General features: G+C 67.1%; 20 protein-coding genes and 1 pseudogene. 9 read left to right on the top strand and 12 right to left on the bottom strand.

Annotated features, from left to right (window positions below):
- Positions 1 to 182 precede the first annotated feature (182 nt).
- The 5 genes and pseudogenes from AOM45_RS25430 to AOM45_RS52410 form a co-directional block, all read right to left on the bottom strand.
- Positions 183 to 2,030, bottom strand: coding sequence for a hypothetical protein (locus AOM45_RS25430; RefSeq protein ID WP_030467824.1), 1,848 nt, complete (start codon positions 2,028 to 2,030; stop codon positions 183 to 185).
- 41 nt (positions 2,031 to 2,071) lie between these two features.
- The gene (locus AOM45_RS25425) at positions 2,072 to 5,329 is read right to left on the bottom strand and encodes a GH92 family glycosyl hydrolase (RefSeq protein ID WP_030467825.1); all 3,258 of its coding nucleotides are present in this window, start codon (positions 5,327 to 5,329) and stop codon (positions 2,072 to 2,074) included.
- Between the two features lie 58 nt (positions 5,330 to 5,387).
- The gene (locus tag AOM45_RS25420) at positions 5,388 to 6,224 is read right to left on the bottom strand and encodes a nucleoside hydrolase (RefSeq protein WP_030467826.1); all 837 of its coding nucleotides are present in this window, start codon (positions 6,222 to 6,224) and stop codon (positions 5,388 to 5,390) included.
- A 4-nt stretch (positions 6,225 to 6,228) separates the two neighbouring features.
- On the bottom strand, positions 6,229 to 6,504 hold the full coding sequence (locus AOM45_RS25415) for a hypothetical protein (protein ID WP_156093838.1): 276 nt from the start codon (positions 6,502 to 6,504) through the stop codon (positions 6,229 to 6,231).
- Between the two features lie 167 nt (positions 6,505 to 6,671).
- Positions 6,672 to 6,911 (bottom strand): annotated as a pseudogene (locus tag AOM45_RS52410) (hypothetical protein); the annotation flags it as partial.
- 317 nt (positions 6,912 to 7,228) lie between these two features.
- Here AOM45_RS52410 and AOM45_RS25405 point away from each other — a divergent pair.
- The 3 genes from AOM45_RS25405 to AOM45_RS25395 all read left to right on the top strand — a co-directional run bounded on the left by AOM45_RS25405 (position 7,229) and on the right by AOM45_RS25395 (position 9,397).
- On the top strand, positions 7,229 to 7,849 hold the full coding sequence (locus tag AOM45_RS25405) for a hypothetical protein (protein ID WP_035910339.1): 621 nt from the start codon (positions 7,229 to 7,231) through the stop codon (positions 7,847 to 7,849).
- A 325-nt stretch (positions 7,850 to 8,174) separates the two neighbouring features.
- Entirely contained in the window at positions 8,175 to 8,600 is a 426-nt protein-coding gene (locus AOM45_RS25400) for a DUF5919 domain-containing protein (RefSeq protein WP_051783438.1), read from the top strand.
- Positions 8,600 to 9,397: an inositol monophosphatase family protein gene (locus AOM45_RS25395; RefSeq protein WP_030467829.1), complete on the top strand. Its 798-nt coding sequence runs from the start codon at positions 8,600 to 8,602 to the stop codon at positions 9,395 to 9,397. The genes AOM45_RS25400 and AOM45_RS25395 overlap by 1 nt, the downstream gene beginning before the upstream one ends.
- Before the next feature lie 6 nt (positions 9,398 to 9,403).
- Here AOM45_RS25395 and AOM45_RS51085 read toward each other — a convergent pair whose 3' ends face one another.
- Positions 9,404 to 10,690 (bottom strand): hypothetical protein, encoded by a 1,287-nt coding sequence (locus tag AOM45_RS51085; RefSeq protein WP_156093839.1) that lies wholly within the window; start codon positions 10,688 to 10,690, stop codon positions 9,404 to 9,406.
- Between the two features lie 1,133 nt (positions 10,691 to 11,823).
- On the opposite strand from AOM45_RS51085, the gene AOM45_RS25390 reads away from it, so the two are divergent.
- Positions 11,824 to 12,585, top strand: coding sequence for an acyltransferase (locus AOM45_RS25390; RefSeq protein ID WP_030467830.1), 762 nt, complete (start codon positions 11,824 to 11,826; stop codon positions 12,583 to 12,585).
- Here the strand turns inward: AOM45_RS25390 and AOM45_RS25385 are convergent.
- The 5 genes from AOM45_RS25385 to AOM45_RS25365 are packed head-to-tail and all read right to left on the bottom strand — an operon-like array spanning position 12,548 to position 17,149.
- Entirely contained in the window at positions 12,548 to 13,303 is a 756-nt protein-coding gene (locus AOM45_RS25385; RefSeq protein ID WP_030467831.1) for an SGNH/GDSL hydrolase family protein, read from the bottom strand. The genes AOM45_RS25390 and AOM45_RS25385 overlap by 38 nt on opposite strands.
- Before the next feature lie 48 nt (positions 13,304 to 13,351).
- On the bottom strand, positions 13,352 to 14,599 hold the full coding sequence (locus tag AOM45_RS25380; RefSeq protein ID WP_030467832.1) for a glycosyltransferase family 4 protein: 1,248 nt from the start codon (positions 14,597 to 14,599) through the stop codon (positions 13,352 to 13,354).
- Between the two features lie 4 nt (positions 14,600 to 14,603).
- Entirely contained in the window at positions 14,604 to 16,067 is a 1,464-nt protein-coding gene (locus tag AOM45_RS25375; protein WP_030467833.1) for a 1,4-alpha-glucan branching protein domain-containing protein, read from the bottom strand.
- The gene (locus AOM45_RS25370; RefSeq protein ID WP_030467834.1) at positions 16,064 to 16,792 is read right to left on the bottom strand and encodes a class I SAM-dependent methyltransferase; all 729 of its coding nucleotides are present in this window, start codon (positions 16,790 to 16,792) and stop codon (positions 16,064 to 16,066) included. Before AOM45_RS25370 ends, AOM45_RS25375 begins: the two co-directional genes overlap by 4 nt.
- Positions 16,793 to 16,801: 9 nt before the next feature.
- Positions 16,802 to 17,149, bottom strand: coding sequence for a hypothetical protein (locus AOM45_RS25365; protein WP_030467835.1), 348 nt, complete (start codon positions 17,147 to 17,149; stop codon positions 16,802 to 16,804).
- 115 nt (positions 17,150 to 17,264) lie between these two features.
- On the opposite strand from AOM45_RS25365, the gene AOM45_RS25360 reads away from it, so the two are divergent.
- Positions 17,265 to 17,933, top strand: coding sequence for a TetR/AcrR family transcriptional regulator (locus AOM45_RS25360; protein WP_030467836.1), 669 nt, complete (start codon positions 17,265 to 17,267; stop codon positions 17,931 to 17,933).
- Here AOM45_RS25360 and AOM45_RS25355 read toward each other — a convergent pair whose 3' ends face one another.
- Complete coding sequence (locus AOM45_RS25355) at positions 17,934 to 18,776, bottom strand: DegV family protein (RefSeq protein WP_030467837.1); 843 nt, start codon at positions 18,774 to 18,776, stop codon at positions 17,934 to 17,936.
- A 315-nt stretch (positions 18,777 to 19,091) separates the two neighbouring features.
- On the opposite strand from AOM45_RS25355, the gene AOM45_RS25350 reads away from it, so the two are divergent.
- The 4 genes from AOM45_RS25350 to AOM45_RS25335 all read left to right on the top strand — a co-directional run bounded on the left by AOM45_RS25350 (position 19,092) and on the right by AOM45_RS25335 (position 22,030).
- On the top strand, positions 19,092 to 20,042 hold the full coding sequence (locus AOM45_RS25350; protein ID WP_156093840.1) for a coiled-coil domain-containing protein: 951 nt from the start codon (positions 19,092 to 19,094) through the stop codon (positions 20,040 to 20,042).
- Positions 20,039 to 20,596 carry an OmpA family protein gene (locus tag AOM45_RS25345; protein WP_030467839.1) on the top strand — a complete coding sequence of 186 codons (558 nt, stop codon included), beginning with the start codon at positions 20,039 to 20,041 and terminating at the stop codon, positions 20,594 to 20,596. Before AOM45_RS25350 ends, AOM45_RS25345 begins: the two co-directional genes overlap by 4 nt.
- A gap of 10 nt (positions 20,597 to 20,606) precedes the next feature.
- A complete protein-coding gene (locus AOM45_RS52225; RefSeq protein ID WP_030467840.1) occupies positions 20,607 to 21,155 on the top strand; it encodes a hypothetical protein in 549 nt (182 codons plus the stop codon).
- Between the two features lie 71 nt (positions 21,156 to 21,226).
- Positions 21,227 to 22,030 carry an isocitrate lyase/PEP mutase family protein gene (locus AOM45_RS25335; RefSeq protein ID WP_030467841.1) on the top strand — a complete coding sequence of 268 codons (804 nt, stop codon included), beginning with the start codon at positions 21,227 to 21,229 and terminating at the stop codon, positions 22,028 to 22,030.
- Positions 22,031 to 22,038: the final 8 nt, after the last annotated feature.

The raw sequence follows: 22,038 nt of genomic DNA, 5'->3' as shown, positions 1-22,038 counted from the left end.
TTCCCCAGGCTCACCTCCGGGTTGGTGAGCCGGATCGGCCCTTCGTGCAACGGATCCTCGGCGGCCCGCCCTCCGCACTCCTCGCGAGCAACGCGTCTTGGACGCTCGGCGAACGGCGCCAGGTCAGGGATACATCCGCCCGAAGAAACCGGGACGAGGCCAGGAGGCCAGCGTGCGCCACGTCAGCTGGGCTTGCGCACCAGGTTCGTGTACCCGGCCAGCGCCAGCGTCGCCAAACCCCACACCGCGAGCTGCACCAACCAGATCGCGGCCGTGAACGCCTGCCCCCACCCCGTGCCGGTGTCGAGATCGCACCTCGTCCGCATGCCCGTCATCGCGAGCGGCAGCCCGCGGTCCAGTCCGAGCCCGACCAGTTCCACTGTGGAGCAGGGAACTCCGGCCGCGGACGTCGACGAGGTGACGCGTTCGGCGGCCAGATGTCCTGGGCGCGTGGAGACCTGGCCCGCCCACCAGCCGAGCACACCGGCCGTGGCGAGCACGAGCACCAGGGCCAGCGCGGTGCGGCGGGCCTGGTAGCCGTAGCCGGCCAGCACTCCCCACAACCAGTGGAAGAGCCGCGTGAGCCGGTTGCTCAGGGCGTCCGGGTTCCGGCGCCGCAGGTCGGTCTGCTGCGCCATCAGGATCCGGCGCACGGTGCCGTCGTGCCCTGCGGCCCGCTCGACGGCGGCCAGGCGCTGGTAGGCGGAGGCGTGGTAGGCGGGCGTGTGGCAGCGGATCAGGTGCAGCCACTGCCGCCAGTCCACTCCCTCGCCGAGGCTGGCGTACGTGAACTCGTCGAGCCGCACCAGCCTCTTGTTCTCGCACGTCGTGCTGATCCCGTTCTCGGGGCACACGAGACCGGGTGGCAGGTGCACGGTCGTGCCCACGGACGTGTTGCGCAGGTCGAGAACCACACCTGATCCCGTGGCGATCCGCACGTCGGTGTCCGCGCTCCTGACGCCGAACGCTCCTCCGACACGGGCACCGCGCAGCGAGACGGTGCCGGTGGGGTCGTTCCCGGAGAGCTCGACCCGCTTCTGCAGGTAGACGCCGACCTCGACACGTGCGCGGTCCAGGCAGATCGCGGGCCCGGTCGTGTTCGTGATCCACACGTCCTTGAACTCGATCTCCTGGTGGACCGCGGCACCGATCAGATCGACCGCGCCGCGTTCGCCCTCCCCCGAGAGCCGGACCCCGTCGCGGAAGAAGACGCTGCCGGTGACGTCGATGCCGTTGAGGTAGAGGGCGGGCCCGTCGGGGTTGGTCACCTCCACGTCGCGGTGCAGCAGGAAGTACTTGGAGATCCTGGCGTTGAGCAGGTTGATCCCGCCGAACCGGCCGTGCCCGGTGAACCGGGCGTTCTGACGTGCGGAGACCGCGCCGTCGACGCGCAGGTCCTCGCAGTCCCAGGCAGGCCCCGCGCTGTTGTGGACCTGCACGTCGTTCAGTTCGAGGTTCCCGCCGATGTGGGCACCGGCCATGTTGATCGCGCCGAGATCGCTGTGCCCGGTGATCCGGCTGCCACCGCGCACGAACATCGAGCCGTCGACGCGCAGGCTGTCGGCCTTGACCGCGGACGCCGTCGTGCAGGTGACCTCCACGCCCTCCAGGTCGAGATCTCCGCCGATGTGCGCGGCGTGCAGCCGGATCACGGCGTCGTCGCCTCCGGTGAACTTGACGCCCTCCCGCAGGTACAGCTCCCGGCGAACGCGCGCGGCGCCGGCGTACAACCCCGCGAGCTGCCCGCCGATGATCATCAGGTGCGGTATTTCGGCGTCGTAGGCCAGAATCGGTTCGTCGAACACGCAGTCGGTGAAGAGCATGCCGACGACGACCTTCGCGCTGTCGAGGTCGAGCATTCCCCCGATCCGCACACCCTCCAGCCGCAGCCCGCGCGTGTGCAGGTCGCCGTGGTGGCCGAGCAGCAGCTCTCGCAGCTGCTCGGCGCGCACGACCTGATCAGGCGTTGTCCCGGTGAAGCAATCGCCGTTCTTGGCCGCCTCGATCAGGTGCTGTTCCGACTCGATCACGGACCGATCATGCCCGTTGCGGCCCACTCGCGGTTGGCGAACTAGCCCATCGCCACGGCGAAGACGTGCAGGTCGCCGTCCTCCGGCAGCACGATGCTCGCGAGCGTCTTGCCTTCCGGAGCCACGTACGTCTTCGTCGCGAAGATGTGCGTGGCGACCTTCTCGTTGCCGCCGCCGAGCTGGTTGCGGTACGGCGTGTTCGCGACGATCACGTTGCCGTAGCTCGGTGTCTGCCCGCCGCCGCCGAGCGTCCAGTCGCTGAAGCCGATCTCGACCGGTGCCGTGGTGCCGTCGGTGAACGTCACCGTCGCGGTCCTCGTCCGCCCGCCGTTGGCCGCCGAGCCGAGGAACGCGAGCCGGGTTCCGGACAGGACAAGCGTTTGCTTCGTCCCTGTCGCATTGTCCGGCCTGCCGGCGGGGGAGTTCGGCCACGTGAACGTCAGACCGTCGACCGTGCCCGTGCCGCCCGGCGTGAGACCCGCCGTGGCCAGCGCCTCGCGCGAGTAGCTGTAGCCGCCGCCGTCGAAATCGCCGTCGCCGTCCGCATCAGCGGACGCACCGACGTTGTTCACGGCGGCGAGCATGCTGCCCGCAGGGGCGACCTTCACCGTCTGCGGCAGCACGACCGGTTTCGCGGCGCCCGCGACGTTCACCGTGACGGTGAAGTCGTAGAAGCCCTGCGCGGTACCGGCTTCCGCCGAGATCGTGAACTCCGACGGCACGGCACCGGTGGTGGGCGTGAACTTCAGCGCCTCCGGTCCGGAGATCGTGTAGGTCGCCTTGGGGTCGCCGTCGTACAGCTTGACCGCGTTGACTCTCGCCGTCACCGACTTGCCCGGCTCGACCACGAGCTGCCGCGGCTCGACCGTGAGGTAGTAGGGCTGGTCGTGCCTGATCGGCTGCTCCCCGTCGCGGAACGACGGCGGCGCGTCCGACGCACCCGTGCCCCACGCGGAGGGCGACTTGCCCAGCACGAAGTCCAGCTTGCCGCCGCGCTCCGCGAACGACTCGGGCAGCCAGGTCTTCGACGACGCGCGGCCGTTGACCTTCAACGACTGCACGTACTTCGTGGCGGTGTTCGCCTGCGGGGCGTTGATCGTGATGTCCTTGCCACCACCGCGGTTGATCTTCACCGACGTGAACAGCGGGCTGCTCAGCACGAGCTCGGCGCGTGACGGCACCTGCGGGTAGATGCCCATCGAGGTGAAGACGTACCAGGACGACATCGCGCCGAGGTCGTCGTTGCCGGGAATACCACCGGGGGCGTTCTTCCACAGCGTGTTGATCGTCTCGCGCAACGTCTCCTGCGTCTTGGCGGGCTGGCCGGTGTAGTTGTAGAGCCACGGCACGTTCACCGACGGTTCGTTGTCCAGTTCGGACTTCGCGCCGCCCTTGCCGGTCAGCGCCCAGCTGCCGTCCGCGTTGTGGAAGAAGTCGTCCAGCCGCTTGTTCGCGCGTTCCCGGCCGCCCAACGACTCCACGAGCCCGGCGACGTTGTGCGTGACCATCCACGTGTACTGCGCGCTGCTGCCCTCGACGAACCCGTTGCCGGTGTCGGGCGTGAAGTCCTTGACCCAGCTGCCGTCGGCGTTGCGGTTGCGGATGTACCCGCCGGTCTTGTCCGCCACGGGATCGAAGTTGTTCTGCCACCACTGCGCGCGTTCGGCGAACGTCTTCGCGGTCTTCTTGTCGCCCGTGCGCGCGGCTAGCTGACTGATCGCGAAGTCCGCCGCGGAGATCTCCAGGGTCTCCGCCGCGCCACCCCACGCGTTCGACACGGACGGCATGTACTGGTGCTTCAGGTACTTGTCGAGCGACGGCCGCTGCCCGACCGACATGACGGCCCAGCCGTCCTTGCTCAGGTCGAGCGGGGTGGGCACGGTCGCGGCCTTCACCAGAGACGTGAGCGACGACTTGATGTCGTACTTGTCGCCGCCGAACGCCGCGATGGCGGCCAGCGCGATGGGCGCGGGGTCGCCGTTCATCACGTGCGTGCCGCCACCGTTGTGCGTCCAGCGGTCCCACACGCCGTTGTTCTGGTCGGCCTGGTTGAGCAGAGACTGCGCGATGTCCGAGCCGATCTGCGGTTCCAGCAGCGTCACGAGCTGCAGCTGCGAGCGGTAGACGTCCCAGCCGGAGAAGGTGCCGTACTGGGCCTTCTGCCTGCGCTTGTCGATCTTGTGGGTCTTGCCGTCGAAACCGGCGTACTCGCCGTTGACGTCGCTGAACAGGTTGGGGTGCAACAGGGAGTGGTACAGCGCGGTGTAGAACTTGGTCCGCTCGTCATCGGAGCCGCCGCCGACCTCGATGCGCCTGAGCTGCTTCTGCCACGCGATGTACGCGTTGTCCCTCATGTCCTCAATGGACTGACCCTTGTTCTCGGTCTTGAGGTTCTCGCGCGCGTTGTCGAGGCTGACGTAGGAGATGCCGACCTTGACGCCGACCTGCGAGCCGGGCGCGAAGCCGAGGTAGGCGCCGGAACCCTTGCCGAGCACCGGCCAGCCGTTCGTGCCGTACGTCGTGCCGCCCTTGGCAGAGGTGGAATCGGGCGTGACAACGTTGTCTTGATACGTGCCGACCTCGGTGAAGTCCTGGTCGAACTCCGCCACGAAGTGCAGCGTGTAGTAGCTGCGGCGGCCGACCTGGTTGATGTAGCCGCAGAAGTTCCCGGACGTGACGCTGCCGGTGATCGTCCGCTTGGCCCTGTCGATCACGGTCTGGGCGTCGGTGCTGCCGACCTGCGACTTGGACGTGTTGACCAGCACCGTCGCCGGCTTGCCCGCGGGGAAGCTGAACCGCGCCGCACCGGTGCGTTCGGTGGCGGAGAGCTCGGCTTTGGCGCCCGACTTGAGGGTCACGTCGTAGCGGCCGGGCTTGGCGACCTCGTCGGCGTGCGCGAACTCGCTCGCGTAGACCTCGTCCTTGGCGTCCGTCGTGGGGCTGGTCGTGACGGTCCCGACGTGCGGGAAGATCGGGATGTCCCCGCTGCCGCCCGCGCATCCCGTCCCCGACATGTGGGTGAGGCTGAAGCCGCGGATCTTCGTGGCGTCGTACCGGTAGCCGCCGGGAGCCGCGGCGCGCAGGGTGTTGCCGCGGGACGCCTCGGGGCTGAAGGAGAACATGCCGAACGGCACGACCGCGCCGGGAAAGGTGTTCCCGAGGTTGGTCGTGCCGATGAACGGGTTCACGTGTGCCGCGGGGTCCGGCACCACCTGGATCTGGGGCTGAGCGGAGGCAGGGACCACTCCGAACGTCATGGCCACCGCCACCGCAGCTGTCGTGAGGACTCTTCGCTGCATGGTCGCGGACCCTACTTTCCGTGCCCGCACAACCCCAGAGAGCGACACGAAGTTGTCGTCAAACGGACAACCGCTGCTCCATGAAGGCCCTCAACGCGGGCCAATCGGTGTCCAACGCGACCTCTACCTGGTGGTTTCCGTCGACGAGCGCACCTTCGTCGTCGACGTCGAGCCGGTGCGTCTCGGTCTTGAGCGCGCCGGGAACGATCGCCTCGGCCACCGCGACCGCGTCGTGGACGTAGATCCCCTGGTTCTCCGACCGGTTGGCGAGGTACGCGCGGTAGGTGCCGGTGAAGTTGCTCAGGACCGGGTCGACCTTCTCGAGGAACTCGGTGTCGGCGATGCAGCGGTGCGTGAGGTTGAGCGGCACGACGACCGGGTTGCCCTTGCGGATCACCGTGCGCGCCGCGGCGGGATCGGCCCAGAAGTTGAACTCGGCGCGCTCGGTCGTGTTGCCGACGTCCAGCCCGCCACCCATGACGATCAGCCTGGGGAACACGAGCCCGGCGTCGAGCGCCCTGGCGATGTTGGTCTGCGGCCCGATCGCCACCACCACGGTCTCCGGCGTGAGGCGCTCACGGAAGAAGCCGACGACGTCGTCACCGAAGAGCTCCCGGTCGTTCTCGGGCAACGTGTGCGCCTGCCCGCCGAGCCCGTCCTCGCCGTGCACGTCCGCCGCCCCGCTGGGCCCTTCCGCACCCTTGACCACGGGCACGTCCGTGCGGCCGAGGTGGGCGAGCAACCGCTGGGCGTTGCGGGTGGTGAGGTCGAGCCCGACGTTGCCGAACACGGTCGTGAGGCCCACGAGCTCGACCTCGGGACTGCGGGCAGCGAGCGCGATCGCGAACGCGTCGTCGACGCCGGGATCGGTGTCGATGATGAGAGGAGTCGCCATGCCTCTAGGGTGCCTGAGACTCCGCGCCCACCTCGGCCAAGTCCCACACGAGGCACGTCAGCCCCGGCCGTTCGAGATAGCCCTCGTCGCGCATCTTCGCGTGGTAGCGACGCGCGTCGTCCTTGTTGTCGAACACCTGGACCGCGTGGCCGTCCTGCGTCCACGTCCCGTGCACGAACCCCGGCGTCCCGACCTTGCTCGACGCCATCAGCGGCACCTGCGCCCGCCACTCGTCGTGCATCTCCGGGCTGAGCTCCCAGACGCCCACGACAGCCCACACGTCGCACCTCCGCTCACCGCCGGGTCACTGTAGAACCGTTTCCCGGTCACCGACGGCTCGAAGTTAGAGTCTCCGGTCATGACATCGACGTGTGCACGATCAAGCGCTGACCTGCTGTAAGAGCTCTCTTTGATCTTGTTCCGGTCCGTCAGGCCGTGTCCAGGCTGTCAGACGTCCTCGGGCCGTGCGTTCGGCACGATCTCGCCGGTCGCTGTCTGCCCGCTGATGGACGGGGCCACCTTGCGCGGTTTGATCATCGAGTTGACGGCCAGGCGCGCCCTGTGGTGACTGGACGGCATCAGGTGTGCGTACTTGCGGAGTGTGAACGCAGGGGAGGTGTGCCCGAGGTAGTCCGCCAACTCTCGGATGCTCACGCCTTGTGCGAGCAGGTGAGAGGCGTAGAGGTGCCTGAGAGCGTGCCAACCTCACTCAGTGGGATTTCCCGCGTCTTGTGTCCCTTTGGCAGTCTGAAAGTCAGCCTGTTGTTGATGATCGCGATCTGGCGGTTGCACGTCGGCAACATCTTCGCTGAAGCTGTGCTTCGCCCCCCGGTGACGACCGCAACCGCCTGGTGCTCGCCACCCTCACGTACCTGCGGGACGGAGCCCAGCTGAACCGCCCGTGACCGGTGACCTCCCATTCTCCTGCGGAACGGACGTCCTCTCCTGCCCGGAAAGGAGGTCGCACGGCGATCAGTGCGCCGGTACTGCAAGAATCGGGTGTCATGTGGGGAGAACAAACTCCGCGGTGGATCGATTCCACCCGGTTTCCGGAAGCCGTCATAGCGGCGATCGAGGTCCTTCCTCCGGGTGAGGATCTCTTCATCGTCAAGGACGGTGTGCCGATCGCGAAGATTTCCGAGGCGGGCGGAACATTCCGCGTCGAAACTCCGAATTCCGACGAAAACCCGTCGGGGACCTACGACGACGTGACCGTCGTGGCCACCGCCATGACGCTGTCGTCGTCCGCGAGGTCGACGCTGTCGGCGCAGCTCGGCTCCGACTACATCGTGCTGGACATGTACTCGGCCCCCGCGAGCGCCGAAGTACTGTTGATCCCGCCGCTCAGCCCGCAGTTGATCGGAAGCCTCCGGCAGATGTTCCCGAAGGCGCGGGTGGTCATCGCGGAGGTCGAGGACAGGGAGCTCGGGGTCGTCTACGAGGGTCCGGTCCGCCGCCTCCTGGACGCCGGTGCCGACGTCTACTTCCCGCCCAACACGATCCCCGGCCTGGCAAAGCAACTGGACCGCACGATCGTCCAGTTCAACCAGATCGCCGCCGCCGAGACTTCGGCACCGCTGGTCATCGAATCAGCGCAGGACCGCGAGTCCACCGAAAGCGAATAACAAGGCAACGGTCCTGACAAGTATCAGTACCCGACCGGCGGGCCGGCGGGCAATCTCGGTACGAGCCATGTCCAAATGGTCGATTGTCCTGACGTTTCCACGTTTCTGATCTCACCGATTCCGATTTGGTGCTTCCGCGCCGGAAACGGCGTCACGACAACCCGGATCGACGATGGCGACGGACAGTGGTTTCCGGAGGCGTGCGTCGAGAGCAGCAGAGGTCAAAAGCTAGAGTCTCCGGTCATGACATCGATCTGTGCACGATCAAGCCCTGACCTGCGATAAGCGCCTTCTTTGATCTTGTTCCTAGGTCGTCACGCTGAACATGTTGTGCCAGCAGTACTCCGACAAGAGCTTGCTGGACGGGATCGAGGAAGGCACGGCCATCAGGGCGTTGTTCCTCGACCCGAACGGCACCCACACCGCCGCTCGTGAGAGCGAGGAGGGGTTGCCCGCGGGACACCTCAGCACGCTCACGCGGTTGAACATCGAGGCACTGAGCCGTCTCGGGGCGAAGGTGTCACCGAACGCCAAGGGTTCGGTAGGCATCCGCGTCTACGACGAGCCGATCCGCTACAACATCACGATCGTCGACCAGTTCAAGTGTGTGGTGCAGCCGTACCTGCCAGACGCGCGGGGCGTCGAGTCGCCCACGTTGGTCATCGAGAAGGACGAGACCATGCCCGGTCTCTACACGACGTTCGCTCAGGTCTTCGAGTCCATGTGGGACCGCGCTCGGGAGGTTGCTTGATGTACCAGCTCGACCACCTGGCGGACGTCGCCCGGAAGGCCGTCCGCATCGGTCGTGAGCTGATCAAGACCGCCCGCCCGGAGACCGTCACGGAGAAGACCGACCGCGACACGTTCACTGACGTGGACGTGAGGATTGAGCACGAGATCCGCGCCTATCTTGCCAAGACAACGCCCGAGATTGGGTTTATCGGCGAGGAAGAAGGTCGCAGCAATGGGGCCGCAGATAGCGAATTCGTCTGGTGGCTGGATCCGATCGACGGAACAGCCAATTTCGTTCACGGCGTGCCGCTATGTGGAGTATCTCTTGCTCTTGCGCAAGGCGATCACACACTCGTTTCCGCAGTTTCTTTGCCCTATATGGATCTTCACTACTCTGCAGTCGAGGGCGCGGGGGCCATCGTAAATGGGAGGACGATGGCAGTAAGTGCTGCTACTGATCTAGCGAAGTCGATCGTGGCGATCGGTGACTACGCAGTTGGAGAAAATGCGACCGAAAAGAATAGGCAACGGATTGCCGTTACTGCCGCGCTCGCGGCGCGCGTAGAGCGCGTGCGGATGTTCGGGTCAGCGGCACATGACCTTGTCTGGCTGGCCGAAGGGCGAATCGATGGTGCGGTAATTCTTTCAAACAGGGCGCTCGATCTAGCGGTCGGTCTACTCATTGCCCGAGAGTCGGGGGCCATCGTAGTCGATAGCGCAGGGAGACCTCATGTGCCAACGTCGGCACACACTATCGTTGCTGCGCCCGGTGTTGCCGACAGCCTGCAGTCGCTCGTCCAATCCGCGATCTCTTGAGATAGGTTAGTCGGAGAATTCTACAATCACCGCTGGGACAGTCTCGGGAATGGCCTCGCCTTTCTGGCTCTCATTAGGAATAATAGTGGAGGTAATCTCTCGCAGTTGACTATCTCCTGCTACGTCGCGAACAACATGGAACTCCGCTCGACTTAGGATTTCGACCATTCCAATTTCGCGTGAACGGACGGCGTCCTTGATTATGTCGAGCAAGTTATCTTGCGCGCCTTTGAAAGCGGCCTCGATAATCCTAAGGCGTGCATCATTGTTTGGCCAGTCTAGTGATGACGATATGGTTCGTGCCTGCTCCGGGCCGCCGTTGAGGTATACCGCCGTTAGCAGTAGAACTTGGAGTCTATCGACCGGTTCGACATCACTTGCAAGGAAATCGAAGCTCGCCGCAAGAGGTCTGATGGATTCCGCATTGCCGCTGCGGATTATATCGGATATGGAGTCCGACAAAACTTCCCTTAGTCGACGGTGGTGCTGTCCGTCGTCGTCTGAACCAATCTGCTTCTTTCCCATTCCAAAGTAGATATGAGCAGCGACAGCTAGCGCTGCGCCTGCGGCAATTACAACGTTGTCTTGCTCGAGCTCGATCGCATGACCGCTGCCTGGTGCATCGATTCCATATTTCTTCATTCTTGCGGCGTAGCGTTCGTCCGTATTTCCTCCAGCATGGATCAAGCAGTTGCGAACCACAAATATCTGCCCGAGGAGTCGCCATTGAACTGGCCACTCTGCCGGCCTCTTTGCAATGCGCATCCCAGTATGCTGCATCAGCAGGGAAATCCAGTCCTCGAACGGCTTCTCCATCTGCGAATTTGCAGCCTTATTTGCGGCTTGCTCAATCACTTTCTCGATCGATCCCAGGGATACCGCATCCTTCAGGGAGAACTGGGGATCTTCTGAAATTGCCGAAGGATGGAGTCCGTAGAAGTATGACAATACCTGTACGGAGAATACCTCGAAGGCCGACACGATTGAGACGATAGCCGCCTGTAGGGCGTACTCCTTGTCCGATATTTGCCTAACAGATCTGAACATATCGGTCGTGACAATATCAAAGGCGGCGCGCACTTCCGGATCTGCGATTCTGTCAGGCAAAACCTGTATATTGGCGCCGGTACTGCCATTTTCTGCAGCATTGAGAGCGGTATGAATGGAGTCTCGGAGTTCGGTGAGGTGGGACCTAAACTTCGCGCTTTGTTCGGGATTTAGGAGCGATTCGACATCTTTGATAATCTTCTTGTTCAGGCGGTATTCGCCCCTGATCTCCGCAGTGGATGTCATTGCCATTCGCAGTGTGGCGACTAGTCGGCGAAAAGCGTCTTCTGCTCCGACCTGGAACGCATTCCTGTCCAACTCTACCCCTAGGCCTCGATGGCGATGTGGGCAACCATGCTAGCCGCTTCTGCGACGTGATCAAAATGGATATTTCTGCTGTCGGTCAATCTCGTGCCATCTGGGTCGGCTCTCGGATGCCGCCTTCCGAGGGCACTTACGATCGTAGTGTGCGGATATCAACGGCGAACTGATGACCAGCTGTACTCCTTGTTGCTGAATTCGGCTTTATGGGATCAAGGCGCGCCGCCGCTGGCGGCGCGCGGGCGGGCGTCTCGCGCTGACACCGCCCACCGTTGCGCCCGCTCCCCGCATCGGGACACGCCGGGCTCCCGCTTCGCTCCGCCCGTCGGCCCCGCGCGGGAGCGCGCGCAGGTGGCCGAGCCCGCGCGCCACCAGCAGCGGCCACACAGGCCGGCCGCGAGCTCCATGAAAGCCGATTGATCTCACCGCGGAATTGCCCGCAAACGCGCAGCTCACAGGCGCTGGCTCCTCCCACGGAGGCCAGATCGTTTAGCACCGTGCCGCCGGTATCAAGGGCGCCTACGGCGTCGCTGCGCGATGGGCCAAGGCCCACCCTTGACACCAACGACACGGTGCTAACTGCGGCCAGGGCCGAGGGAGCGGGGGCGAACAGCCACCGCCCCACTCAAACCCTTCGACCGCAGGAGCGCCGATCATGAGGACTCGCCGCCACCACGCCCCCGCCGGACAGCTCTCCCTCTGGGGCACCTACGAGCTCGAGGCGCAGGCCGTGAGATGGACGAGCCGCCAGGCCCCTCAGGCCTTGGCAACGCTGCCAGCCGCTAAGCAGACGGAGCCTGTGCGCTTGATGCCCTCGTTCCGCTCTGCCGTCAGCCTCATCCCGACGTTCGTCGAGCCCCTCAGCCCATGCCAGAACGGCTCATCGGTCCGTACCAAGGAGCGGGCACGAGGGGCCGTGAAGGTCGAGTTCCAGGCCGTCTCCAGGCCGTCAGAGGTCCAGAACCGACCGGATCTGACCGGATACAACGAGGAAGAAACCAGCAGGTCAGGCCAAGGGCGCGTCGAGAGCAGCAGAGGTCAAAAGCTAGAGTCCCCGCATGACTTCCATGTGGGGCGCTCCGGTGTGGACTCGGTGGGCCAGGTCGCGCCGCGACCCCCAGCAGGCCCGCTTCCTCACGATGGCCTCCCTGCGCTGGGTCCTGCGCCACCGCGCTTACACCCCGTGGTACCTCGTCCGGTACTACCGCCTGCTGAAGTTCCGCCTGCTCAACCCCCACGTGGTGCTGCGCGGCATGGTGTTCTTCGGCAAGCGCGTCGACGTCATGGCCCGCCCCGGCTACGGCCGGCTGGAGATCGGGCGCTGGGTGCACATCGGGGACGGCAACGCCATCCGGTGCCACGAGGGGTCGTTGCGCATCGGCGACAAGGTCGTGTTCGGCAAGGACAACGCGGTCAACTGCTACCTCGACATCGAGATCGGCGCCTCCAGCCTCGTCGCGGACTGGGTCTACATCTGCGACTTCGACCACAAGACCGAGGACATCACCCTGCCGATCAAGGATCAGGGCATCGTGAAGTCGCCGGTCCGCATCGGGCCCGACTGCTGGCTCGGGGCCAAGGTGACCGTGCTGCGCGGCACGCGGGTCGGGCGCGGGTGCGTACTCGGGGCGCATGCGGTGGTGCGCGGGGACGTGCCGGACTTCAAGATCGCGGTGGGCATGCCGGCCCGGGTCGTGCGGGACCGGCGTGCCGACTACGAGGCCGATGCCCAGCGGCGGGCGGACATCGCGGACATGGCGCGCAAGGCCAAGGAGGCGCTGGCTAAGCGAGCGGAAGAAGCGTCGGACGCTTCGGCCTGAAACCGTCGCCCGGCTGCCGTCCGATCAGCTTGTTCCGCGTCCGCGTGTACGCCACCGGCAGCACCTGGTCGCGCAGCCACCGCCAGTGGTCCAGCAACGACGCCGGCGCCGCGGCACCGTCCAGCGGCGCGAGCCACGAGGAGTCGAACGGGATCTCCAGCGCCGACAACAGGTGCCCCGCCAACCGCCGGTGCCCCAACGACGACAGGTGCAGGCGGTCCGGGCCGAAGTAGCGGGAGTCGTGCACGCACTCGTCGGCCTCGACGTCGACCAGCAGAGCGCTGTACCGCACAGCAGCAGCACGAACGGCCGCGTTCAACGCCTCGATCCGCGGCCTCACGCGCCAGCCGAACGGCATGCGGTGCGAGACGTCGCTCAACGTGAACACGGCGACGGTCGGCGCGAACGACGTCACGGCACGAACGAGCGCATCGACCCGTTGCTCGATCTGAGCAGCGGACGCGCCCGACATCACGTCGTTGCCGCCGCCGAACACCGCCACCAGGTCCGGCTTCAACGTCGCGGCGGACGGGACCTGCTCCACCAGCATCTGGTCGAGGCGACGGCCGCGCACGGCCAGGTTGGCGTAGCGGAAGCCCGGCGCGTCCAGCACCGAAGCGACGCGGTCCGCCCAGCCGCGGTACCGGCCGTCGGGAAGCAGGTCGTCCAGGCCCTCGGCGCAGCTGTCTCCGATGGCCACGAAGCGTTGGTATTTCATTCAGTCCTCGGTCACCTGTTGTTCACGGGACCGGCGACTGTAGCGGATCTAGGTGAACAGATTTCCGGTCGCGATCTTGGGCCGGCCGAGGACGCGTGGCTCGCGCACGACGGCGGCCGCGTAGACCTCCGCCGTGTCGGACGCGATGCTCGCCCAGTTGAAGTCCGTGGCCAGCCGGGCTTTCGCGGCACGGGCACGTCCAGCGGCCGCCGCCGGGTCGGACAGCACGTCACGCACGGCGCGGGCGAGACCGTCCACGTCACCGGGAGCGAACGACAGACCCGTCACGCCGTCCAGGACCACCTCGCCGAGACCGCCGGCGGTCGACGCGACCAGTGGCGTTCCCGCCGCCGCCGCCTCCAGGGCCACGATCCCGAACGGCTCGTAGCGGGACGGCAGCACGACGGCGTTGGCGGCCGTGAGCAACGCCGCCAGTGACCTGTCGGAGAGGTGCCCGACGAACTCGACGGCCCGCAGCACGCGGTGCTTGCGCGCCTGCTCCTTGAGCCACTCGGTCTGCGAACCGCCGCCGGCCACGACAACGCGCGTGCCGCGGAAGGTGCGGCGGATCCGGGGGAGCGCGGCGATCAGGTCCTGGATGCCCTTCTCCCACTCGATCCTGCCGAAGAAGAGCAGCAAAGGATCGCCGTGCGGCGAGTACGTGCGCCGTGCCGCACCGACGTCCTTCGCCCGCACCTTCCAGCCGCCCGGCTCGATGCCGTTGTGCAGCACGGAAACGTCGGCGGTGTCCACATCGAACAGATGCGCCACCTCGCGTCGCATGGCCGACGAGCACGTGATCAGCGAGTCCGCGCGGTTCGCGAGCCACCACTCCACCGAGTGGACCTGCTGGTTCAGCGGGTGGGACAGCCAGCCCGAGTGCCGGCCGGCCTCGGTCGCGTGGATCGTGGCCACCAGCGGCACGCCGAACGCCTCCGCCAGCGCGACCGCCGGGTGCGTGACCAGCCAGTCGTGCGCGTGCACGACGTCCGGCCGCCACGAGCCCAGCGAGAGCCCCGCGCGGGTCATCGCGTGTCCCATGGCGAGCGTCCACGCCACGAGGTCCTTCTCGAACACGAGGTGCGCGGGATCCTCGGCGACGCGGATCAGCCGCACGCCCTCGCTCACCAGGTCGGTGGTCGGGTGCGTGACCGCGTCGGTACCGGCCTCCTGACGGCACAGCACGACGACCTCGTGCCCCTGCGCGGCCAGCTGTGTCGCGAGCGCGTGGACGTGCCTGCCCAGTCCGCCGACGACCACCGGCGGGTACTCCCACGACAACATCAGCACGCGCATCCCGTTACCTCATTCCTCGCGCGTCCAGATGCCCGAACGGGCCGTCCGCCGCGCGGAGTTCCGCCGCCCTCGCACGTCCACGACCGCTCCGCGTCAACGCCGCGAGCTCGCTGAAGCGATCGCTGTGAATCTTCGCGCGGTAGCGGGCGTAGTCGGCGGCCGAGTCCTTCGTGACCATGAAGGCCCAGTCGCTCGACAACGCCAGCAGCGCCTCGCGCACCGCCTGGTCCAGCACCGGATCCCGCACCTCGGAAGAGAAGTCCAGGCCCAGCAGTTCCCGTTGCACCGACTCGTTGAGCGACACGATGTCCGACACCTGCGCGCCGTCCCACACCCGCCAGTCCTTGCCGCTGCCCCACGACGACGCCGGCAGCTCGACCGGCGCACCCACGTGCCCGGCCTCGACCGCGCCCCGCAACGTCGTCACGCGCACGCCCGCTTCCGGCAGCGCGCGCAGCACGGCCTCCAGCCACAACGGACCTTCGTGCCACCAGTGCCCGTACAGCTCGGTGTCGTACGCCGCGACGACCAGTCCGCCGTCGATCGCCCGCAACCGCCGCACCACCGTCTCGACGAAGTCGTCAACGTGGCGTGAGATCGCTTCGCGCGCCAGCAGCGGGTCGTAGGGCCGCTTGTCCTCCGGCGCCACGTGCTTGCCGGTCACCCGCGACGGCTTCAGGCCCGTGGGGTGGTCGTAGGTGTGAAAATCCCGGTACGCGGGATCGCCCGGATAGCCGACCTTCGGCGACCAGACCCGGTACGAGACCTCGAGATCACGCCCGAACGCCAGCACGTCCGACGATCCGACGGGATGCGCCGACGAGGTGTCGCCGTGCAGCGCGGGCCCGTCGACCATGAACCGCCGCACGCCCGCCGCCGCATACCCCGCCTCCATGCCAGGCGAGTAACCGCACTCCGGCGCCCAGATCCCTTCCGGCGCACGGCCGATGCGCAACGCCGTGTCGTCCAGGCCGGTCCGCAGTGCGAACGACCGCACTTTCGGGTCCAGCAACGGCTGGAAGGGGTGCGTCGCCGGCCCGCCGAGCAGCTCGATCGTCGATGAGTCCACAAGGGACCGCAGCACGGGTGAGAACCCGTGGCGCCACTGGGTTTCGAACTGGTCCAACGCCCAGGACGACGCGCGGTGCTCGTACGTGGACAGCTCCGGCAGCCGTTCGCCCGCGAAGTGCGAGCGCAGGTGCCAGTTGCCGAGCCAGTCGTGCATGCCGCGCAAGCAGTACGGGTCATCCAGCTGTGCGGCCAGGATCGGCGTGACACCGAGCGTCAGCACGTCCGAGCGGCCCTCGTCGGCGAACCGGCGCAGCATGTCCACGACGGGCAGGTACGAGTGGGCCCACGCCTGGTAGAGCCACTCCTCGCCGACCGGCCACGCGCCGTGGTGCGCGAGCCAGGGCAGATGGCTGTGCAGGACCAGGCAGAACGTTCCTTCTGTTTTCTGTCGGGTCACGCGCGCACCGCCACGGCCACGAGGTCGAGGCTGGTGTCCATGTCCTCGGGCGTGATGTCGAAGTCCTCCACCGTCACCGACTCGACAGCCTCCTTCAGCTCGGCCGGCCACGGCGCACCGGACAGGGCGACTTCGACCTGTGCACTGATGATCTGTCCGTTGAGGAGAGAGTCAAGCCTGCGTCCGTGACGCAGCCCCGTCAGTTCGTCAACCCGGAAACCAGCCTCGCGCAGCATCTCGTCCAGTTCGGACGGTGCGAGCTCCCTGGTGTGGAACGGGTTCAGCGGGGTGTCCTGACCGGGGGAGAACGTCAGCCTGTTCGGGGTGGTCACGATGAGCGTCCCGCCTGGACGCAGCACCCTGCGGCACTCCGCCAGGAACCCCTCCTGGTCCCACAGGTGCTCGATGACCTGCAGGTTCGCCACGACGTCGACCGCGCCGTCGCGCAACGGCAGGGTCGCGAGGTTGCCGCGCAGCACGTTCAGCTGCGGGTACGCGCGGGCGACGTGCTGCGAGGTGAGCTCGTCGTAGTCGAGCGCGACCACCCGCCGCGCGACCGTGCGGATCAGCTGGGCGCCGTAGCCCTCGCCGCAGCCCGCCTCCAGCACGACGGCGTCCGCGCAGTGGCCGATGAGGTGCAGATACGCGGCCTCGTGGCGGCGGAACCAGTAGTTCTCCTCGGCGATGCCGGGCACCGTGCGTTCGCCGGTCAGGGGGAGGGTCACGCGGCCAGGTTACTTGCCAGTAGAGCGCCTGCGAACTACCTGGTGCGCGATGGCTGCCGCGACTCCGGTTCCGGCGAGCAACGCGGTCGGCGTGGTGTCCATGTACTTGGACAGGCTCGGTGCCTCGCTCGGTCCGGCGAGCCACGTCGTCAGCGGGGTGGCGTAGGCCAACGCGAGGGCTCCTGCCCACCAGCGCAGTGCTGTCGAACGGCGGTCGCGCAGGCTCGCGACGAGCACGACGGCGATCGGAATGCCGGAGAGCAGGCCGAACTGGCCGATGACCATGACCGGGGCGGCCCAGGCCGCGACGAGAGTCGACGTCGACGGAGTGGCGGACGTGCGGATGTTGACAGACATGATCTCACCATCGTTACGGGTGGTCGCTGTAGTTATAGCCTCTAACTGTGGTGACAAGCTGAAGCTAGGCTGATGCGCCCGTGAGTGTCAATAGCGAATGTGAGAGGGTCTAACCATGACGGAGTCGGTGCGTAAGCCGCGCGAGCGCTATCGGGCTCAGGTGCGCGATGAGGTCAAGCGGCACGCGTGGTCGCAGATCGCCGGAGCAGGGGTGACAACGTTGTCACTCAACGCCATCGCCAAAGAGATGGGCATGAGCGGGCCGGCCCTCTACCGGTACTTCTCCGGTCGCGACGAGCTGATCACCGAACTCATCCGGGACGCCTACCGCAGTCTCGCCGACACCGTCCGCGCCGCGTTCGAGGCCGGCACCACCGCGGTGGCGCTCGCCGCGGTGATCAGGAAGTGGGCTCTGAGCGACCCGCACCGGTACCTGTTGATCTACGGCACGCCGGTGCCCGGCTACCACGCGCCCGACGAGATCACCGCGATCTCGAACGAGATCCTGGCGGTGCTGCTGGAGGTCTGCGCGGATCCGTCGGACCAGCCGAAGACGCCGTTCGACGTGCTGCTCGGCACGAACCGCGAATGGGCGAGCGCTCTGCCCGCGTCGTCGCCGACCGTGCACCGCGCACTGTCGTTCTGGACGCGTCTGCAGGGCGTGCTCTCCCTGGAGCTCGCCGGCCACTTCGGGCCGATGGGCTTCGACCCCGGACTGCTCCTCGCGGAGGAAGTCGCAGAGTTGTCTTCAGGCTTGTCTTCGGGGTTGTCTTCAGGTCTGTGATCAGAACGGCGAGACCGTGACGGCCAGCGCGCCCGGTCCCACGTTCGCGCCGATCGCCGCGCTGACCTGGGTCAGGACGATGTCGCGCGCGTGCGGGATCCGCTTCTGCAGCAGCTGGAGGAGCTGGTGGCCCTCCTTCTCTGCGGCGAAGTGCTCCACCGCGAGGTCCACGTCGCGCCCGTGCGCCAGGGCCGCGGCCTTGTCGACGAGCTTCGCCAGCGCGCGCTCGCGGCCCACGACCTTGTCGAACGGCTCCACTTCGCCGTTCACCACGGTGAGCAGCGGCTTCACCGAGAGCGCGTCGCCGAAGAGCTTCGCCGCCGCGCTGACCCTGCCCGCCTGGCGCAGGTACTGCAGCGTGTCGACGTAGATCAGCACGTGGGCGTCGCGCCCGCGCTGCTCGGCGACGCTGCGGGCGTGCTGGACGTTGCCGCCGGTCTGCACGATCCGCGCCGCGGCGAGCGCGGCGAACCCGAGCGTCATGCCCGACGAGTGCGAGTCGACGATGAACACCGGCACGCGCGACTTGGCCGCGGCCGCCTTCGCCGCGTCCGTCGCGGGGGAGAGCTTCGGCGTCACGTGCACCGACACGATCGTCTCCGCGCCCTTGGCCCACGCGTCCTGGTACGCCCAGAAGAACGCGTCCGGCGCCGGCGGCTGGGTGGTGATCGGGATCTGCGCCTCCATCGCCTGCAGCAGGCGGTCCGTCGGCACGTAGGCCTCGTCGATCAACTCGGACCCGATCTTCAGCTGCATCGGCACCGTGATGATGTTGAACCGCTCCGCCAGACGGGTCGGGAGTGACGCGGTCGAGTCGGTGACGACGGCTACTCGTGAGGACACGAACGAGAAGGTTAACCAAGGGTGATCGAAGTAGCCACGACCGATCGATGGCAATTCGTGTGATCTACGCCTGGGCGGTTGCATTCCGTACACGGCGAACGCACGGAGTGATCCCCTCGGAAAGGCGTCCTACTTGACACAATCGGGTGACTGCCTGTTGTTTGGAGTTGATCTTAAGCTGCCTTGTTTGTGCAGGAAAGGGACGTTATTCCACGTGTTACAGGCACCCGTTCCGTGCGCTGTCGACGCTGGTTGGCGGTACCGGCCGTGGGTAAGCTCGCACAATCTTCAGCCTGGTTGAGTGAGTAGGTGACCATGGGTGCAAAAGAGCAGGAACTAGTTCCGCTGCACGCCGCTTTCGACGTTGTGTACCGAGGTTTTCATCGACGTCAGGTCATCGAGCACATCGAGAATCTCGAGGAGCAGCTGCGCTTCACGAGTCTCGACCGGGCCGAAGCTCTGGCGCAGGCGGCCGATTTGCGCAAGCTCCTGGAAATGACGCGTCAGGACCTCGAGGAGGCGCGCGCCAGGATCGAACGCCTGGAACAGACGTCCGGCTCGCACGCCAGCGCCACCGAGCGGATGCACCGCATGCTCCGCCTCGCCGAGGACGAGACCGCGGAGATGCACCTGCAGGCCGAGCGCGAGTGCAACGACCTCCGCGCCCGCACCGACGTCGAGGTGGCCGCGTTGCGCGCCGAGGCCGAGCGCGAGGCGGCCGCCATGCGGTCCGAGGCCGAGTCCGAGCTCTACGCGTCCCGCCAGGACTGCGCCTCCCGTGCCGCCGCGATGGAGCGCCGCGAGATCGAGATGGAGCGCCGCTGCGCCGATCTCGAAGCCCAGCACCGCCAGCGCGCCGACGAGGTCGAGCGCGAGTGCACAGAGGCGGTCGCGCAGGCCCAGGCCGACGCCGACATGCTGCTGCGCGAGACGGCCCTGCAGTGCAACTCGCTGGAGGCCGACTCCGAACGCAAGCGCGAGAAGGCCCAGCAGTTCTTCGAGCTCACCATGACGCGCCGCCGCAACGAGGCCGCGCAGCACCTCCAGGAACAGGAGGCGCTCGCGAAGGCCCGCGCGGAGTTCGTGGTGAAGGTGGCGTGCCGCGAGGCGAACCGCCGCCTGGCCGAGGTCGCCGAACGGACCGACGAGCTGCACGAGCTCCGCCGCGTCGTCCACTCGCAGCTGTCCGCGGCCCGCGCGGCCCTGTCGGTGGCCGCCGACCGCGTCGCACCGGTGCACATCCCGGAACAGGTGGCCGCGTCGTGAAGCGCTGGGTCCCGCTGGTCGTCGGTGCGCTGATGGTGCCCGCGTCGGTGACGGCGTTCGGGTTCTCCGTGTACGGCGAGGAACTGGAGACGGCGCTCTCGTCGTCTCCCGCCGTGCCGGACGTGCGCAGCGGCCCGGTGCAGATCTGGGACTCCCTGCCACCGCAGCGGATGCAGCCGCCCGCACCCCTGCTGGTGCCGGCGGCGGTCGCACAGCAGAACGTGCGCGACCTGTTCACGTCGCACGCCGTCAAGGGCATCACGTTCGCGCCGGGCACCGCGTCCCTGGTGGGCCGCGGCGAGGACGTGCGCCGGAGCCTGGCCAGTGTGCTGCGCAACATCTCCGGCGGCGCAGTGACCCTGGTCTCCCACGCGTGGAACGGCGAGACGGCCTCGCACCGCTGTGACGTGCTCGCGATGGAGCGCGCCGGCCTGGTGCGGGACTACCTGGCCGCGCAAGGGGTGGAGAGCGTCATCACCACTCGGGTGATCGTGGACCCCGTCTGGGGCCCGCCCTCGGACTTCGGACCTCAGGTCGACGTCCTCGTCAGCTAGGAGCCTTCGCATGGCAGGGGCCGTCGGAATCGTCTTCGGTTTGTGCGTGCTGTCCTTCACGTTGGGGGCGGCCCTCATGTACGTGGTGCTGAGACGCCGCGAAGACGCCGCATCGCCTTCTCCTTCGGACGAGCCGGTGGAGCGGACGTGGGTGGAAAAGCCCGCGCTCGTGGAACCGGTGGAGGACGACTACGACTCGCGCCCGATCCACCGCAACCCGGTGGTGGGGCTGCCGCAGCTGGAGCCGGCGCTTTCGGTGCTGGCCGCGCCGGTCGCGGAGCCGGAGGCCGAGGTGGAGCCCGAGCCGGAGCCCGAGCCGGCCGAGGTCGAACCGGAGGCCGTTGAGGTCGAGAGCGAACCGGAGCCTGTTGAGGCGGAGGTCGCCGAGGCTGAGGTCGAGGAACCCGAACCGGAGCCTGACGTCGTCGTGGAGGCGACGCTGCCTCCTCCCGCCGAGCCCCAGCCGGTCGAACACACGACGTGGGTGGAGCGGGAAGACTTCCGGCAGCGCTACCTGCGCACGTTCGAAGAGGTCCGCCGGAAGGCCGGCAGCAACTAGTGTCCGAAAGTCTTCGGTTCCCGTCCGAAACTCGCCGGACTTTTGTCGGTACCTGCTGATATCACTTGATCATGCCTTCTGCCGCTGACCGCACCGCGCTCTTCCACGCCCTCCACCGCCCCGGCCCGCTCGCCCTCCCCAACGCCTGGGACGTCGCCTCCGCCCTCATCGCCGAGGCCGCCGGCGCCAAGGCCGTCGCCACCACCAGTGCCGGCGTGGCGTGGACTCTCGGTGCGGCCGACGGCAACAAGGTCGACCGCGACCTCGTCATCGATCTCGTCGCCAGGATCGCCGAGGCGGTCGAGGTTCCGGTGACGGCGGACATCGAGTCGGGCTTCGGCGACACAGCCGAGGAGGTCGGTGCGACTGCCAAGGCCGTCACCGAGGCGGGGGCGTCCGGCGTCAACATCGAGGACGGGCTCGGAGGCGTGCTGCGGGACGTCCAGGAGCAGAAGGAACGGTTGGCGGCGGCACGTGAGGCCGCTCCGGACCTGTACATCAACGCTCGGATCGACGTGTATCTGCGCGGCATCGGCGAGCCCGAGGGCCGCCTCAAGCACACCCTCGACCGCGCCGAGGCCTTCCTCGAAGCCGGGGCCAGTGGCATCTTCGTGCCGGGCGTGACCGACCTCGAGATCGTCACGGAGCTGGCCAAGGGCATCAACGCCCCGCTCAACGTTCTGGTGGGGCCGGGCGCGCCCGCCGTCGACGAGTTGGCGAAGGCGGGCGTCGCGCGGATGAGCCTCGGATCAGCGGTGGCCGAGGCTGCCTACGCCGTCGCCAAGAAGGCAGCCGAAGAGCTGCTGACGCGCGGCACGTACGGCAGCGTCGAGGGTGGCATCGAGTACGGCGAGCTCAACGCCCTGTTCAACTAGCGATGCAG

Origin of the sequence: Lentzea aerocolonigenes, from assembly GCF_000974445.1 — a bacterium.
Taxonomy (GTDB): Bacteria; Actinomycetota; Actinomycetes; order Mycobacteriales; family Pseudonocardiaceae; genus Lentzea; species Lentzea aerocolonigenes.
The sequence above is the reverse complement of the archived record's forward strand: the minus strand, read 5'-3'. Positions and strand labels throughout refer to the sequence as shown.